Origin of the sequence: Streptomyces sp. NPDC023723 (assembly GCF_040639815.1) — a bacterium.
Taxonomy (GTDB): Bacteria; Actinomycetota; Actinomycetes; order Streptomycetales; family Streptomycetaceae; genus Streptomyces.
The window spans coordinates 81588-96182 of record NZ_JBFAAP010000014.1 but is presented as its reverse complement, the minus strand read 5'-3'; the positions used below and the strand labels follow the sequence as shown (position 1 = coordinate 96182).

The following is a 14595-nucleotide window of genomic DNA, read 5'->3' as shown; positions in this document are numbered from 1 at the left end:
ACGGGATGGGAGCTGGGGTGAGTGGAGGCTCCGAACAGCCGGCGACCGGGTACCTGCTGCTGCACGAGGACCGGACGTACGACTCAAAGGCCATCGCTGGTGTGGCCCACAAGTTCGATCAAGGTCGGGCGCTGAGGCCAGACGAGTTGAGCGGGGGAAGGTCCCACGCTGCCAGGTGGCTCGCTCGACTCGGCTTTCCCATCCGGTCCTCCCGAAGCCCTGACTGGACCCGAGATGAGATCATCCTCGCCTGTGACCTGGCAATGGCCAACGGGTGGAAGCGCCTGGAGTACAACGACCCGCGCGTGATCGAGTTGTCTGCGCTACTTCAGGAGATGCCGATCCACCCTGAAGAACTGCGCAACGAATTGTTCCGGAATCCCAACGGTGTGGCACGTAAGACCGTCGACATCACGTCGCGCCACCCTGACTACCGAGGAAAACCCACCAACGGCAATGCCCTGGACATCGAGGTCATGAACGACTTCCTCGCCCGGCCAGCATAGATGACGGAAGTGGCCCGTCTCATCCGTCGCGGTCTCATCGCGGGAGATTTCCCGGATTTCTCCCCGGACACCGAGGACGACTACAGTGCGCCCGAGGGAAGATTGCTTATCCGTCGCCACAAGAGCCGAGAGCGGGACAAGGGACTACGTAAGAGGAAAATCGATGCCGTCCTACGTCAGGGCCGTCACCTTGACTGTGAGACATGCGGTTTCGACTTCGAGGCGATCTATGGCCCGCGGGGAGCCGGCTACATCGAATGTCACCACGTCGTGCCCCTGCACGAGGCTGGCGAGGGAAGAACCAAACTCAGCGATCTCGCGTTGATCTGTGCGAACTGTCACCGGATGATTCACCGCCGTGCCCCGTGGCCCACCCCGGGGGAGCTGCGAGACCTTATCCAGCACACTGCCAGCCGGGGCGGGGCGCGCGTTCCTGCGCAGCAGGTGCCCGAACCGATTCAATCCTGATTGGGAGGACGGGAAAGCCTGACATCCGTGGGTGCCACCAACGTCGGCAGACAGGGACAGAAAGTGACGGTTCCGTACGACCGTCGTCACAGGCTGGCTAGCGCCCTGCCCGCCTACGCATCTACGCGTCGCATGAGAATGATTCGTTCAAGATGGCGGCAGCGATCAGCCCGAGACCCTTCGCCATACGCACGGGAACGGCGTTGCCGATCTGCCGCTCGATGGAGCCATAACTCCCAAAGAATTTATAGTTCACCGGGAACGTCTGAAATGTAGCAGCCTCACGCAACGTCAACCCGCGGTTTTTCGTAGGATGGATAAAGGTCCCACACGCTGGCGTAGTACATCGAGTGGTCATTGTGGGAGCTGGCTCCTCAAGCTTAATTCTACCGTAGGAGGAGGCTGCATTACGTGCGGTTAGCCGCTTATGACAATCTAGTTGATGTTCCTCTGGCAGATCGAATCGATTCCCCCCAACCGGGATAGCAGCAATCCGCGCTTCAACGGTTGCCGAACTTTTTCGATGAACGTTTAGCGAGTCCTCTGGACGGGAGTGACGAGCAAGGTGCGCTAGCGCATGTCCAGCGGTACGCGGAGACGTCCGAAAGTTACGCGGGAGCAATTCGACGAGTTCTCCCTTGAAACTGAAAGGCACATCCTCCCGAATCGCGAAGCAGATAAATCGCTTGCGCCGCTGAGGCACACCGAACGTGACAGCATCCAGCGTGCTGACCTTCAACCGATATCCAGCGGATGTCAACAAGCGACTTAGGTCAGGAAACCTGCGATCTCTCGCGAGACCCGGCACGTTTTCGAGCAAAACGATCCGCGGCTGCAACGCCTCAACGAAACGGAAGGTGTCGAGTACCAAGTCGTTTCGTCGCTCATCGACCAACCCCTTCGCCAGCGTTGAGAAGCCTTGGCATGGCGGACACGCCTTGAGGAGGTCAACCTGGCCAGAAGGTGGCGTGGCCTCCCCGAGGAGCTTCCAGGGATCAACTGTTCGAACATCCTCAGCGAAGAGGCGCACCCTAGGGTGGTTTCGGCGGTAGGTTTCGGCCGCTTCTGAGTCGTTCTCCACGGCGGCGAGCACCTGGAAGCCCGCATCTCTCAGGCCTCGTGTCGCGCCCCCCGCCCCGGCGAACAGGTCCGCAGCACTGTACGTGGGCATGGCGCGATCTTAGTATGTCACTCCGCCAGTTGGTCAGGTTCGTCTTTTGACAGCTCCTCAGCTGTGCTTTGCTGGCCCCGAGGATGCTGACATGCGGGGGTAGGTGGGCACTTGAACGACATGAGTCCGGAACAGCCGACATCTGATGGTTTGTTCTCGGCGTTGCCAAGACAGAAGTCCAGCAGTCACGGGCCCTCCTACGGGGCCCCAAACGTTGGAGACAGTGCTGCTGCGCCCTACCGCATGCGCATCAGTAGGCTCACGGTCGACAAACTCGGCATCCGGCTGTACGACCGAGTCTCCGCTGTCCTCGCGGAGATCATTGCCAACGCATACGACGCGGACGCTACAGAGGTGCAGGTCCGCTTGCCCTTCGGCACCTGGCTCGCACCTCTACCCGGCAAGCCGGCCGGGGATCAATACGTGATCACTGTGGAGGACAACGGGCACGGCATGACGGCCGACGAGGTCAACACCCATTATCTACTTGTTGGATCTGACAGGCGTGGACGTTTCGGCAAAGACACCTCCCGCCGCAGAGACCGGCGAGTCATGGGACGTAAGGGAATCGGAAAGCTAGCGCCTTTTGGAATTTGCCGAACAGTCGAGGTGATCACGGCAGGGGGAGAACCAACACCCGAAGGGTACCGAGTATCTCATATCAAATTGCATCTCGATGACATGATGTTCGACTCCGAGGACGACTACCTTCCTGATGTCGGCCCGCTTGACGGCACCTGGAGAAAAAACCACGGCACGAGCATCAGGCTGACGGACTTCAACCGTAAACTGGTCCCTAAAGGGGACGAACTTCACCGGCAGTTGTGTGCCCGTTTTGGTATCCGGCGCGATGACTGGGATGTTGAGGTAGTCAACACCCGTGGGAGCGATGCACTTCCCGGGCTTGCCCCGGAATCATTCCGTCTCGGTCAATTGCAGATCGATCTTCAAGAAGACACCAAAGTCACTTTCGACCGGACTCCCATCAGCCCAGAAAGCGCCGATCTACCTGTTACAGGCTGGCTCGCCTACGCAAAGGACCCGTACAAAGACGAGGTGATGGCTGGCGTACGGATCTATGCCCGCGGAAAGATCGTCGCGACAACCCGGGACTTCGGCGCGACTGCCGGTTTCACAGGAGAGTGGGGTGTCCGTTCGTACCTAACGGGCGAGATCCACGCCGAGTGGTTGGACGAGGACGAGGACTTGGTCCGCTCTGACCGACAAGACATCATCTGGACCTCCGACCTGGGCCAGGCGTTGCAGTCGTGGGGTATGAGAGAAGTCAAAAATCTTGCCAAGCGAGGCAGGTCTTCAGTTCAGCGACGAACGCGTCAGGTGTTCGAGGAAGCAGCCGACCTTGACACTCGCCTCTTGGCGGACTCTCCTGGCGACCCGCAGTACCGACATTCAGTTAAAGAGGCATTCCGCGTCCTAGTCGCCGACAGTGACCGCGAAGCAGCGACTGACCCACAACGGGTGGAGCGGTACGTACAGTTGGCCAAGAATATTGCACCTCACAGAGAGCTGCTGGAGAGCCTGCACGAAGTATCGAAGGACGTTGATAGTCCACTGGATATAGTCCTCGCACTGTTCCAAAAGGCCAGGATTGCGGAGTTCTACGCCCTAGGACAGGTAGCGCAGGAACGAGTGGATGTTGTAAACAGGCTTCGACAACTGATCACTGACGGGAACACCCTGGAACGTCCACTTCAGGATCTCATCGAAAAGGCTCCGTGGCTGCTAGCCCCTGAGTGGACGCCACTGGGAATGAACGATGCGCTGGACCGCGTGCGCAGCAGTTTCGAGTCTTGGTACTTTACAAAGTCCAGACAGTTGATTTCGACCAGCAGTATCCGCGATCCCGACCGGCGACCAGACTTCGTACTTCTCAACGGCCCCCGGGGCACCATATGGGTTGTCGAAATCAAGCGCGTCAACTACTACTTGACAGATGACGAATTCACTAGAGCGGTCGATTACTTGGAAAGTCTTGAAGACTTCCTCGACGATAATCCGGAGTTCGGCATTCAGTTCTCCATCCGTCGACTCACTTTCATCGTCGATAACATTGACCGGCTAAGTCGAACTAACCGTCGACTCCTCAAAGAGAGTGAAAACGTTGAGCGGCGCAGTTGGTACGACTTGCTGGAACAGACCGACCAAGCTCATCAAGATTTCCTCCGCAAAGTGGAGAAACTGCGCCGTGATCCGGGGGAGCTCGACAGCCGAAACATCACCAACGACGATCAATAAGCGTTTGCGAATCAGTCGCATGAGCGGGACGTTCACCCGTCAGGCAGTGCCCTTGTAGCGCCACGTCGCGACTGGTGCCCCATCAACAGCTGCTTCCCTAGGACTCAGGACAGGAAGGGCACCGCAGCGGGAAAAACAGCTGAATACGTCGCAACCGTCTCCCACGTTGGCGCCCCCTTCCGCGCACCCGGTACTGCCCGTTCGTCCCCTCTCAGAGGGGCTCAGATGCCTCCAGACGGTGACCACGGCTGGTTCCTACTCGAAGCACGTCTTTTAGGGCACCAGCCAACTGGGCAACGAGAAGGCTCAGCTCATCCGAACCTGCTTTCCCGTCGGTGAGGACCTGAAGGGCTTCCTCCAGCAGCTTGGACGCCATCCTAAGTTGCATCTCCTCGACGTGGTCCGCCAGGCGGGACACGAAGCCGTCTCCGGTATTCGTGCTCAAGTAGCACGGCTTGCCGTCCGGCCCCGCCCACGGAAGGAGCCTCAGTTCGTCGTGAGTCACTATCCCCGCGCCCGCCTCTCCGTGGACCTGATGTCGGACGCCGACGCGCCATCGGACGCGCAGCCGTTCACTGCTCCACCTCCGCAGGCCCGCACTCGCTGGGCAACAAGTGGCACGGGCAGTCGCATGCCTCGTAAATCACCGGGATGTCGACCGGTGCCAGAGCCGGAGAGGACACCGCGCACTCGTGGTGCGTGCCGATCCGGCAGGCGGTCGAGCGGTAGGGCGTGAGCGGGGCGTCCGGGGTACGGGTCTGTCGTCGAAGGGACATCAGCGGACCCCCAGGAGCGTCGACCGCGCATCGGTCGGCAGGTAGGGAGCAACGACCACCGTCGGGTGCCGGCGCGTACGCCTTTCCCAAGCCAGCACGTACGGGCGGACGAGCGCGTTGTCCTCGCCGGTGAGCCAGTAGCGGTGACTCGTGCCGTCGAGGACTTGCCGCAGAACAACCGTCGACGTGTCAACACTCGTAGAGGAGACGGGAGCGGCCGGCAATCGGGGAGGCGTTAAGGGGCGGCGGTGCCTGCCTTTGGAAGAGTGCTGGCCTCTGGTGAGGGAGAAGGCGCGGCGGATACGGTTGAGCACGCTGCTCAGCTCCTATCGCTGATGGCTCGGTCCCCCGACATCGCCCGTCGCGGGGACCGCTTTGCGTACGACCGCCCGCAGGGTGCGGGCGTTCAGACTGGTAGCCAGGAGGCCGAAGCGGTCGGCCAGGGCCACCGCTTCCAGCGCTTCCTGCCATGACTCGGCGGAGATCTGTTCCGGCACCTCCGCCTCGATCGCCGTGTGCCGGGCGTGCTCTTCCACGCGCGTGGTGAGCCCGGCGGCCGATAACCGCGCCGCGATGACCTCCGCGCTCACTTCTGAAGCGGGCACAGGGCAGCCTCCGTCACCGGCGATCACTTTCAGTGAAGCTAGTTAACCAGATTAGAGCTAGTGGACTAGATTTTCTACATGCCTGAGCAGCCGCCCTATCTCCGCATCGCTGACGAACTTCGCCGGCGGATCGCGGAGCACGTGTGGGAGCCGGGAGACCGCCTGCCCTCACGCGCCCAAATCGGCCAGGAGTTCGGCGTGGGCGAGAACGTGGTGCGGCGGGCGCAGGAGCTGCTGATCTCCCAGGGCGCGCTGGAGGGAAGGGCCGGATCGGGGACCTACGTCGCCGAGCCCCGGCACCGCGTGCGCGTCGTCCGCTCGTCGGCGCGAGAGCAGCCCAACGGGTCGCCGTTCCGCGCGGACATGAAGGCCGCCGGCAAGCTGGGCGACTGGGAGAGCCGGACCGAGGCCAAAGTGCCGGCCCCGGCGGACATCGCGACCCGGCTCGGCGTCGATGAAGGCGCCCTCTGCGTCCGGACCACATACGAGTTCCTGGCCGACGGCCGTCCCGTGCAGCTGTCGACCAGTTGGGAGCCGTACGACCTCACCGCTGGCACTCTCGTCGTGCTCCCCGAGGGAGGGCCACACGCCGGGGCAGGCGTCGTGAACCGCATGGCTGCCATCGGCGTCACCGTCAGCCACGCCGTGGAGCAACCGGAGCCACGAATGGCGACCGCCGAGGAGGCGTCTCTACTCGGCATCCAGAAGGCCGCACTCGTCACGCACATCAGGCGCACCTACTACAGCGACGACGGCCGCCCGGTAGAGACGGCGGACATCGTCGTACCCACTGCTCACTGCGAGATCGTCTACGAAGTCCCGATCAACCGGTAGTCGGCGGGAGCAGGACGAGGGCACGCTCCCTCCATCCGGCTGCCGATCAGTCTTCGCCCACCCGCAACAGCACCACAGCGAAGTGACCGCCCGTTCCCGCAACGACACCATCGAAGGTGTACCGGCTGACGGGGTCCCATGCGCGTACCCGGTCCGACAGGTCGGTCAGATTCGTGTGCCAGGTCGCGTTGTAGCCCAGCAGAAGCGCGACACGCTCCGCCGCTCTGCGGGCATGGGTCTCATCACGGTGCATGGCTCCTGGGGACACGAGGTCGTGGACCGCCAGGTAGGTCAGGAGATCTACAGCACGCTCAGAGCCGATCTGCGAGAGAGCGTCACCGATCTCCGCCGGTGTGTCCGGGCCGACCGCACCTTGCACTGCGTAGTGCTCCCAAGCCTGTTCCGCCTCGGCAGCCACGTGCCGGACCACCTCCGAGACCGAGCCGCCGGCCGAGTCGGTCACGCACCCGAAGACGCCCTCTTGCCGTGACAGCGAGCCCACGAGGGCGCGTAGTTCCCAAGCAGTGTTCACCGTGCCATTCTCATCCCCTCAGCACCGACGCCAACACGGCTGCGGCACGTCGTGCGCACTCAGGCGGTGAGTGTCTAACTGCGTGACAACGCCGGCGGACAACGGCGGACGAGCGCGAACAGCTACGGACCATCAGTGCAGGTGAGAAGCGCACCGACTCAAGGCCACACCATCTCCGAAGTTGCTTCGGGACGAAGAGGTCGTGGGTTCAAATCCCGCCACCCCGACAGCCGTAGCAGCAGGTGAGGCACCTAGGGAGGTTTCTAGGTGCCTCACCTGTTTTGCTTGCGTGGGTGGCTGGGTGGCTGTCGGCGGTGTGTGGGACGGCTTCGGTGGTGGGTCGGGGCCGTGGTCAGTGGGGTGTGAAGGGCGTTTTCGTCAGTTCTTCCGAGAGCTGCCAGACTCGCTGGGCCTGCTCCGCGTCGCGCAGCGGGGTGTACAGCTTCTGTTCGGCGGGTGGGCCGCCCAGGTTGCCGGGGCCCTTGGGGCCGTAGAGGGCGCCGGGCCTGGCTTCGGGGGAGGTGGCCGCGTAGAGGGCGGGGAGTTTGGCGGTCTCCACCGTTCCGACGAGGATGCCGCGCTTGGAGGCGGCGCGGATCGCGCGGACGCCCAGGGTGTCCTTGTCGCGGCCGACCTCGGGGCGGGCGGCGAGGAGGCTGGTGGGGGCCACGCCGGGGTGGGAGAGGTTACTGGTGAGGCCCCAGTTCTCGGCTGCGGCACGGCGGTTGAGTTCCAGGGCGAAGAGACCGAACGCGATCTTCGACTGGCGGTAGGCCCTCATGCCGTCGTAGGAGCGTTCCCAGTTCAGGTCGGTCCAGTTGATCGCGCCCCGGCTCGCCGCGACGCTCACCTGCGAGGTGACGCGGGCCCGGCCGGCCCGGAGCAGGGGCAGCAGGTGGGCCACCAGGGCGAAGTGGCCGAGGTGGTTGGTGCCGAACTGGAGCTCGAAACCGTCTTCGGTCGTCTGCCGGTCGGGCGGGGTCATGACGCCCGCGTTGTTGATGAGGAGGTGAAGGGGCCGGTCCTCGTCGAGCAGGGTTCTGCCGAGTGCGGCGACGGTGGTGAGTGAGGACAGGTCGAGCGGGCGGGTCGACACATGGGCGCCGGGGGCCTGCTCGCGGATCTTGGCGAGGGCCGCTTCGCCCTTGCGGGGGTTGCGGACCGGCAGGATGACCTCGGCGCCGGCGGCGGCCAGCCGGGCCGCGATGCCGAGGCCCATTCCGTCGCTGGCGCCGGTGACCACGGCGCGCTTCCCGTGCAGGTCGGGAAGGGTGACGTCGATGGTGGTGGTTCGGGTTCGGCGTGGCATGCGGGTCTTTTCCTGTCTTCGTGGGGCGGTCAGGGTCGCTCTGGGTCGCTCTGGGTTTTCCGGGGGGCTTCCTGGTGATCGGCTGCTGCTGGGCGCCGCCGCTGATCAGCAGGTGCCGACCGCTGACCCAGTGCGCCAGGGGGCCGGCGAAGTACTCCCGGTCGCGGTTTTCCTGGTACGCGCCGGTACGCGCCAGGCGTGAGTCCTGAGCCACGTAGCCGGAAAGTAGGTACCGGGTGGTATCAGAAACTTACTTCTGACACCAGGGTGTGTCAACATGGGGGCATGACGACGTCGCATCTGATCCGTCCCTACCGGGGCACCCCGGCCGAGGACCGTGTCGCCCGGCGGCGGGCGGACCTGCTCGATGCCGCGCTCACCGTGTTCGAGGCCGAGGGCTGGAGCGGTGTGAGCGCGCGGCGGGTCTGTGAGCAGGCCGGTCTCACCCGCCGCTACTTCTACGAGAGCTTCGAAGACGTCGACGCCCTGATGAGCGCGTTGTTCGACGAGATCACCGGCGAGGTGCGGGCGGCGGTGCGGGCCGTGGTGACCGCTGCCGACGCGCCGCTCGATGAGCTTGCCCGGGGGGCCGTATCGAGCGGGCTCGACGTGCTGCTGTCGGTTCCCGCCAAGGGTCGCTTCGTCGCCAGTGCGCAGAGCGCCGGCGGTCCGGTCGCCGTACGGCGCGCCCGGTCCCTGGACGACCTCGCCTCGATCGTGGAGAAGGGGTTCGACGCGCAGGGGGCCGAGGCGATATCCGTCGGCTCCCGGCAGGCTCGGGTCGCCGCGATCGCGGCGGTCGGCGCGGCGCTGCGGATCATCGACAGCTGGCTCAGCGGCGAGATCGACGTGACCCGCGAGGAGGCCGTCGCCTGGAGCACGGCCGCGGCGCTCGGGGCGGTGGCGGCGGTGGGGGCCGCTTAGCCGCCGCTCGTCATGAATTCCAACGTCTCGCGGGACGGGATCGGGGCGGGCGAGCACCAGAGTCTCGGGAGCCGTTCGGACTCCCCGGGCCCGAGCGGCTGTTCGGCTGGGCCGGGGCCACGGCCAGTTGGCCGATGCGTGCCGAGCCCGGCGGGAGCCGCGGTCTCGACGACTACTTCACCCGGGACTTCGCGCGCGACATCGGTGCGGAGATCATGGGCCGCAACAAGTTCGGGCCGCAGCGCGGGCCCTGGGGAGATCATGAGTGGCGCGGCTGTTGGGGGGACGAACCGCCGTTCCACACCCCGGTCTTCGTGCTGACGCACCACGAGCGGCCCTCGTTCACGCTGTCGGACACCACGTTCCACTTCGTCGGCGGGGCGCCGGCGGCCGTCCTGGAGCGGGCCCGGGAGGCCGCGCGGGGCAGGGATGTCCGGCTGGGTGGCGGGGTCGGCACGATCCGGCAGTTCCTCGACGCCGATCTCGTCGACACCCTGCATGTGGCCGTCGCGCCGCTGACGCTCGGGTCCGGGTTGCGGCTGTGGTCGTCGCCCGAGGAGTTGCTCGACCGGTTCCATCTGGAGGTCGTGCCCAGTCCGAGCGGGGTGACGCACCATCTGTTCTGGCGCAGGTGACGTAACGGACGAGGAACGGGTGCGGTGGCCGGGACCCCGGTGCGGGGTCCCGGCCCGACGGCCGTTCAGCCGATGTTGAAGTCCATGTTGGTCACGTACCAGGCGTCGTCGAGCTTGCCGGCCTCGATCTTCACGTCCAGCGCGCCCGCGTCCACCCCGGTGGAGTTCGCCACGATGACCTCTTCGAGGGTCTTGCCGTCGATGGTGACCTGGTCGGCGGGGAACACCGCCTTGTCAGCGGCGGCACCGGCGGCCTCGGCGACCTCCACCTTCGGGTCGGTCGTGGGCGGGTCGGGCGTGAACGACTCCTTGAACTGCGCCACGCTCTGCTGGATCTGCTTGCCCTGCGTCGAGTTGTCGGCGCACGTCTCCTCGCTGCCGCTCTGCGCGGGGGTCGACCCGGAGGCCGCCTCCCCCATCAGCAGGCACGCGTCCTTCGTCTCGCCCTTGACGACCGCGGCGACCCACGCGGCGACCGTGCTCTCGGGCGTGGACTGGTCGGCGGCGGCCGCGGAGCCGGCGTCCGGGGCGGACGCCGACGCGGACGCCGACGCGGACGCCGCGGACGAGTCGCTCGCCGACGGCTTGTCGCCGTCGGCGGAGTCGGATTCGCTGGAGCAGCCCGTGAGACCCGCCGCCGTCGCCGTCAGCGCGACCGCCGCCAGCCAGCCCGCGCGCCTTCCTCTGTGTGTCATCGACACCGTCTGAAGATCCTTCCTAAGAACATCCATTGCCTGGGCACCTCTGGTTGACATGCCGATGTGACGGTAGAGACGAGAACGGAAGGCGCGCGGTTCGCTTCTGGAGGTTCTACTTCACATACACCAGGCCGTCGGTGGTGATGGTCGGGCGGCCGCTGGTGCCGACGACCACGATCTTCACCGTGTGCTTGGCACTGCTCGACCAGGACTTCGTCCAGATCGCCTGCCGGTACTTGGTGGTGGCCGACTTCAGGTCGACCGTCGTGGTCTTGACGCCGTCGACGTAGACGTACGCCTTTCCGGAGGACGAGGCACGGGAGACCACCCACGCCGCCGAGCGGCCGGTGAACGTCCAGGTGAGGCTCGCGCCCTTGGACGCGCTGGAGTACGACTTCCCGCCGAGGTAGCTGGAGGAGGAACGGGTGCTCCAGGTACCGGTCTTCTTCGCCGCGCTCTCCTGCTGGATCACCGGCGTGTAGGCGGGCGAGGAGGTGCGGTAGTTGCCGGCCCAGTCGTAGGCCCGCATCGACCAGGTGGCGGCGGAGCCCGACTTGGCGGTCCGGGCCGAGGAGGTCGTGGTCGGGCCGAAGGTGGCCGTGGTCGGGGACAGCAGCTTCACCTGGCGCAGCGCGGCGCTGTCGGTGGCCCTCCAGCCGAGGGTGACCGGGACGGCGGTGGTGTTCACGGTGCCGGTGCGCAGGGAGACCTTCGGTGTGGTGGTGAAGGTCGGCGCGGTGGTGTCGGTGACCACCTTCGCGGCGGCGGTCGTCGTGGTCCGTCCGGACTGGTGCACCGCCTGGACGGCGACGCTGTGGCTGCCGGCGGCCAGGGCGACGGTCTTGGCGGTCGTCGTGCCGGACACCGTCGCGGCCGTCTTGCCGTCGACCATGACCTGGAAGTTCTTGATGAGCGTGCCGGGCGTGGTGGTCGACCAGCGGACCTTGACCGAGCCCTTGGTGTAGTACGTCGAGCCGTTCAGGCCCGTGCCTTCCAGGGCCGTGACCTTCAGGCCCTGCACCGGGCCGGCCGCCAGGGTGCGGATCGTCGGCAGCTGGGCGTACAGCGAGCTGCCGGGGCACTCGGAGTTGAAGCCGTCGCGGTGCGCGGAGATCCGGTTGAAGGTGTACTGGGTGCCCGCGGTGAAGCTGGTACCGAAGTAGTTCTTCTGGGTCGCGCCCGCGGTGAGCTTGACCGTCGAGGACGGGTCGGCGCCGTACTGGCCGAGCTTCCAGGCCGCCACCCGGGCGACCGCGGCGAGGGTGGCCGCGGGGGCGCCGGTCGAGGTGTAGTCACCGAGTACGGCGATACCGGCGGACTCGCGGTTCCAGCCGTAGGTGTGCGCGCCGAGGACCGGCTGGGCGATGCCGCCCTTGCGGCCCTCGAAGACGGTGCCGCACTTGTCGACCAGGAAGTTGTAGCCGAGGTCCTTCCAGCCGTTGGTCTGCACGTGGTACGCGTAGATGCCGCGGACCAGGGCGGCCGAGTCGGCGCAGGAGTAGTCGTTGGTGCCGGCCGTGTGGTGCACGAAGACCGACTTCACGTCCGCGTTGTACTCCGGCGCCTCGGGGCTCATCGACTCGTCGGCGCCCCAGCCCGCGCGGGACACGACGGGCGGCTGCGGGACGGAGGAGGCCGGAGGGGCGGGAGTGACGGGATCGGTGGGGGTGACTGAGTCGGCGGGAGTGACGGGATCGGTGGGGGTGACTGAGTCGGCGGGAGTCGCCGAGTCGGCCGGAGTCACCGAGTCGGTGGGAGTGACCGAGTCCGTGGGCTCGGTGGCAGTCGTCGGGTCGGCGGACACGTCCGCCGCGAAGGCCGCCGGTTCCGCCTTGGTCTCCGCCGCGGTCACCACCCCGGGGTCGACCAGGTTGACCTGAACCCCCTTGGGCAGGCCGGAGTCGGTGGAGCCGTCCTCGTGGACGACCTGGACCTCGACGCCGTCGGACGGGCCGGTCCACAGCGGCTCGGACGCGCCGCGCTCCTCCGAGTCGGCCTCCGGGTCCTCCAGCGGGTCGACGCCGGTCTCCAGGTCCCGCCAGCCGGTCCAGGTGCCGGTGCCGGCGTCGCGGGTGCGCACCTGGATGCTGCCGTTCAGCTCCCGGTCGGCGTCCGTCCAGGAGACGCCCAGCAGCGAGAACTGCTTGGTCTCCGTGCGCGGCAGGCTCCGCCGGTCGCTCCCGGCGGACTTCAGCGCGAGGTCGTAGACCTTCACCGGCCGTTTGGCCCGGGCCTGCGGCCCGTCGTCGGTGGACGGGCTGGCGGCGGCGTACGTCACCACTCCCCCGCCGCCCAGGACCACCGCGCCGAGCGTCAGCCACGCTCTTCGCTTCATGTTCAGCGGTCTGTACGCGTGCGTCGTACGACGGCTCACGAAATCTTCCCCCCACGGGACGTCACAGTGAAGACACGGAAAAGGCACAGCAGTCAGAGAGGGCCGAGCGGTCACTCAGGACACATCAGCCCCGCGCATCGTACGACCGGCCGGTCACTTGTTCCCCCCTACTTGTCCCCCCGGTGCAGCCGAATGTCCTTGTTCGCGAACAACTGGACGTACCCGCACTGCCAGCAGATCAGGCCGGTCGCCGACTCGTTGGCCCAGGCCATCTTCATGAACTCCGCGCCGGAACTGTTGAGCAGTACGGAGCGGTCCCGGAAGTGTTCTCCGCCACAGATCTGGCAGGTGATCCATATGTCTCCGACCGCCGCGCGGACCGGTTTCTTCGCCATGCCGTTCGTTCTCCTAGCCGTGCTGTTCAGGAAGGGGTCGTCAGAGCGGGTTGGCCGGCCAGCCCAGCAGCCGGGCGCCGATCACCGCGGTCTGGAGGGTATAGCGGTGCACCGGGTCGGAGGGGTCGGCGCCGGTGATCCGGTGGATGCGCTCCAGCCGGTAGGTGAGGGCGCGCACGCTCAGCGAGAGGCGCCGGGCCGCCTCCGCCGCCACGCAGCCGGAGTCGAAGTACGCGGTGAGGGTGTCCAGGAGCGGCCGGGCGCCGCCGCGGGCCTCGCGCAGCGGGCTGAGGGTGGTGGCCACCAGGTCGGCCATGGCCTGCCGGTCGCGGGTGAGCACGGGGTAGACGAGGAGGTCGGCGGCGCGCAGCACCGGGTCGTCGAGTTCGAGGCGCTCGGCCAGGTCGAGGGTGTTCAGTGCCTCCTCGTAGGACTGGACGACCCCGGCGGCGCCGGGCTGCGAGCGGCCGACGGCGACCTGGCCGCCGTCGGTGGCGGTGTGCGCCAGCTTGGCGAAGAAGGTGAGGATCTCCTGCTGGTCGCCGGGGGCGACGCAGACCAGGCGGCCGTCCTTGGTGGTGAGCAGGATGCGGCGGTCGCCGAACCGGCCGATCAGCGCCCGTTCCACCTCCCGGGCAACGGGGTCGCCCTCGTCGTACGCCGCGGGACCGCGGGCCACCGCCACGGCGTGCTCGTAGGCCAGCCGCAGGCCGTAGCGCTCGGCGCGCTCGGCGACCCGGCCCAGGTCGCTGCGGCCGTAGAGCAGGTCGTCGATGAACTCCCGGCGGGCCGCCTCCTCCTGCCGTACGGCCAGCCGCTGGGCCCGCTCGTAGCCCTCGGCGAGCGCGTCCACCGCCTGGGTGGCCGCGGCCAGCACGCTGTCGGGGGTGACGCCGGGCCCGGCCGGCCAGTGGGTGCGGGTGGTGTCGAGGTGGGCGACGACCAGGGCGCGCAGTTTCACCCCGGCCTCCGCGGCCCGCTCCCCCAGGACGCGGCGGGAGTCGAGTTCCTCCCGGGTCAGGCGGCGGCCGGTGGTGGCGGCGGCCGCGAGGATGCCCGCGTACCCGTCGAGGTACGCCCGCGCCGCCTCCGCCCCGGCCCGCTCCGCCGCCATACCGGCCCACCCCCATCGCACTGCGTCCATGTCGTTT

General features: G+C 66.7%; 14 protein-coding genes and 1 pseudogene. 6 read left to right on the top strand and 9 right to left on the bottom strand.

Annotated elements, in window-relative coordinates; genetic code table 11:
* Positions 1 to 17: 17 nt before the first annotated feature.
* The gene (locus AB0G32_RS17815) at positions 18 to 506 is read left to right on the top strand and encodes a hypothetical protein (protein WP_361163607.1); all 489 of its coding nucleotides are present in this window, start codon (positions 18 to 20) and stop codon (positions 504 to 506) included.
* Positions 507 to 974 (top strand): HNH endonuclease, encoded by a 468-nt coding sequence (locus AB0G32_RS17810; RefSeq protein ID WP_361163605.1) that lies wholly within the window; start codon positions 507 to 509, stop codon positions 972 to 974.
* A gap of 121 nt (positions 975 to 1095) precedes the next feature.
* Here AB0G32_RS17810 and AB0G32_RS17805 read toward each other — a convergent pair whose 3' ends face one another.
* On the bottom strand, positions 1096 to 2145 hold the full coding sequence (locus tag AB0G32_RS17805) for a DNA cytosine methyltransferase (protein ID WP_361163603.1): 1050 nt from the start codon (positions 2143 to 2145) through the stop codon (positions 1096 to 1098).
* A gap of 120 nt (positions 2146 to 2265) precedes the next feature.
* Here AB0G32_RS17805 and AB0G32_RS17800 point away from each other — a divergent pair, with 120 nt between their 5' ends.
* A complete protein-coding gene (locus AB0G32_RS17800; protein WP_361163736.1) occupies positions 2266 to 4401 on the top strand; it encodes an ATP-binding protein in 2136 nt (711 codons plus the stop codon).
* A 211-nt stretch (positions 4402 to 4612) separates the two neighbouring features.
* Here AB0G32_RS17800 and AB0G32_RS17795 read toward each other — a convergent pair whose 3' ends face one another.
* Complete coding sequence (locus AB0G32_RS17795; protein WP_361163734.1) at positions 4613 to 4909, bottom strand: hypothetical protein; 297 nt, start codon at positions 4907 to 4909, stop codon at positions 4613 to 4615.
* A 594-nt stretch (positions 4910 to 5503) separates the two neighbouring features.
* Positions 5504 to 5782: a hypothetical protein gene (locus AB0G32_RS17790; protein WP_361163732.1), complete on the bottom strand. Its 279-nt coding sequence runs from the start codon at positions 5780 to 5782 to the stop codon at positions 5504 to 5506.
* A 78-nt stretch (positions 5783 to 5860) separates the two neighbouring features.
* On the opposite strand from AB0G32_RS17790, the gene AB0G32_RS17785 reads away from it, so the two are divergent.
* Positions 5861 to 6616 carry a GntR family transcriptional regulator gene (locus tag AB0G32_RS17785; protein WP_361163601.1) on the top strand — a complete coding sequence of 252 codons (756 nt, stop codon included), beginning with the start codon at positions 5861 to 5863 and terminating at the stop codon, positions 6614 to 6616.
* A 46-nt stretch (positions 6617 to 6662) separates the two neighbouring features.
* Here AB0G32_RS17785 and AB0G32_RS17780 read toward each other — a convergent pair whose 3' ends face one another.
* Together AB0G32_RS17780 and AB0G32_RS17775 are read right to left on the bottom strand one after the other, a co-directional pair.
* On the bottom strand, positions 6663 to 7079 hold the full coding sequence (locus AB0G32_RS17780) for a hypothetical protein (protein WP_361163599.1): 417 nt from the start codon (positions 7077 to 7079) through the stop codon (positions 6663 to 6665).
* A 421-nt stretch (positions 7080 to 7500) separates the two neighbouring features.
* Positions 7501 to 8457 (bottom strand): SDR family oxidoreductase, encoded by a 957-nt coding sequence (locus tag AB0G32_RS17775; protein WP_361163597.1) that lies wholly within the window; start codon positions 8455 to 8457, stop codon positions 7501 to 7503.
* A 285-nt stretch (positions 8458 to 8742) separates the two neighbouring features.
* Here AB0G32_RS17775 and AB0G32_RS17770 point away from each other — a divergent pair, with 285 nt between their 5' ends.
* Positions 8743 to 9381, top strand: coding sequence for a TetR/AcrR family transcriptional regulator (locus AB0G32_RS17770; RefSeq protein WP_361163595.1), 639 nt, complete (start codon positions 8743 to 8745; stop codon positions 9379 to 9381).
* A gap of 12 nt (positions 9382 to 9393) precedes the next feature.
* Positions 9394 to 10016, top strand: a pseudogene (locus tag AB0G32_RS17765) (dihydrofolate reductase family protein).
* A gap of 65 nt (positions 10017 to 10081) precedes the next feature.
* Here the strand turns inward: AB0G32_RS17765 and AB0G32_RS17760 are convergent.
* The 4 genes from AB0G32_RS17760 to AB0G32_RS17745 form a co-directional block, all read right to left on the bottom strand.
* Positions 10082 to 10717 (bottom strand): hypothetical protein, encoded by a 636-nt coding sequence (locus tag AB0G32_RS17760; RefSeq protein WP_361163593.1) that lies wholly within the window; start codon positions 10715 to 10717, stop codon positions 10082 to 10084.
* A 109-nt stretch (positions 10718 to 10826) separates the two neighbouring features.
* Positions 10827 to 13049, bottom strand: a complete 2223-nt coding sequence (locus AB0G32_RS17755; protein ID WP_361163591.1) for an N-acetylmuramoyl-L-alanine amidase — start codon at positions 13047 to 13049, stop codon at positions 10827 to 10829.
* A 167-nt stretch (positions 13050 to 13216) separates the two neighbouring features.
* Complete coding sequence (locus AB0G32_RS17750) at positions 13217 to 13444, bottom strand: hypothetical protein (RefSeq protein ID WP_361163589.1); 228 nt, start codon at positions 13442 to 13444, stop codon at positions 13217 to 13219.
* A 40-nt stretch (positions 13445 to 13484) separates the two neighbouring features.
* Positions 13485 to 14558: a helix-turn-helix domain-containing protein gene (locus tag AB0G32_RS17745; RefSeq protein ID WP_361163730.1), complete on the bottom strand. Its 1074-nt coding sequence runs from the start codon at positions 14556 to 14558 to the stop codon at positions 13485 to 13487.
* Positions 14559 to 14595 lie beyond the last annotated feature (37 nt).

Excerpts from the sequence above, each read along its gene's own strand:
- AB0G32_RS17810 (WP_361163605.1), top strand. The coding sequence starts at position 507 with ATGACGGAAGTGGCCCGTCTCATCCGTCGCGGTCTCATCGCGGGAGAT.
- AB0G32_RS17805 (WP_361163603.1), bottom strand. The coding sequence starts at position 2,145 with ATGCCCACGTACAGTGCTGCGGACCTGTTCGCCGGGGCGGGGGGCGCG.
- AB0G32_RS17800 (WP_361163736.1), top strand. The coding sequence starts at position 2,266 with ATGAGTCCGGAACAGCCGACATCTGATGGTTTGTTCTCGGCGTTGCCA.
- AB0G32_RS17785 (WP_361163601.1), top strand. The coding sequence starts at position 5,861 with ATGCCTGAGCAGCCGCCCTATCTCCGCATCGCTGACGAACTTCGCCGG.
- AB0G32_RS17775 (WP_361163597.1), bottom strand. The coding sequence starts at position 8,457 with ATGCCACGCCGAACCCGAACCACCACCATCGACGTCACCCTTCCCGAC.
- AB0G32_RS17770 (WP_361163595.1), top strand. The coding sequence starts at position 8,743 with ATGACGACGTCGCATCTGATCCGTCCCTACCGGGGCACCCCGGCCGAG.
- AB0G32_RS17755 (WP_361163591.1), bottom strand. The coding sequence starts at position 13,049 with ATGAAGCGAAGAGCGTGGCTGACGCTCGGCGCGGTGGTCCTGGGCGGC.
- AB0G32_RS17750 (WP_361163589.1), bottom strand. The coding sequence starts at position 13,444 with ATGGCGAAGAAACCGGTCCGCGCGGCGGTCGGAGACATATGGATCACC.
- AB0G32_RS17745 (WP_361163730.1), bottom strand. The coding sequence starts at position 14,558 with ATGGCGGCGGAGCGGGCCGGGGCGGAGGCGGCGCGGGCGTACCTCGAC.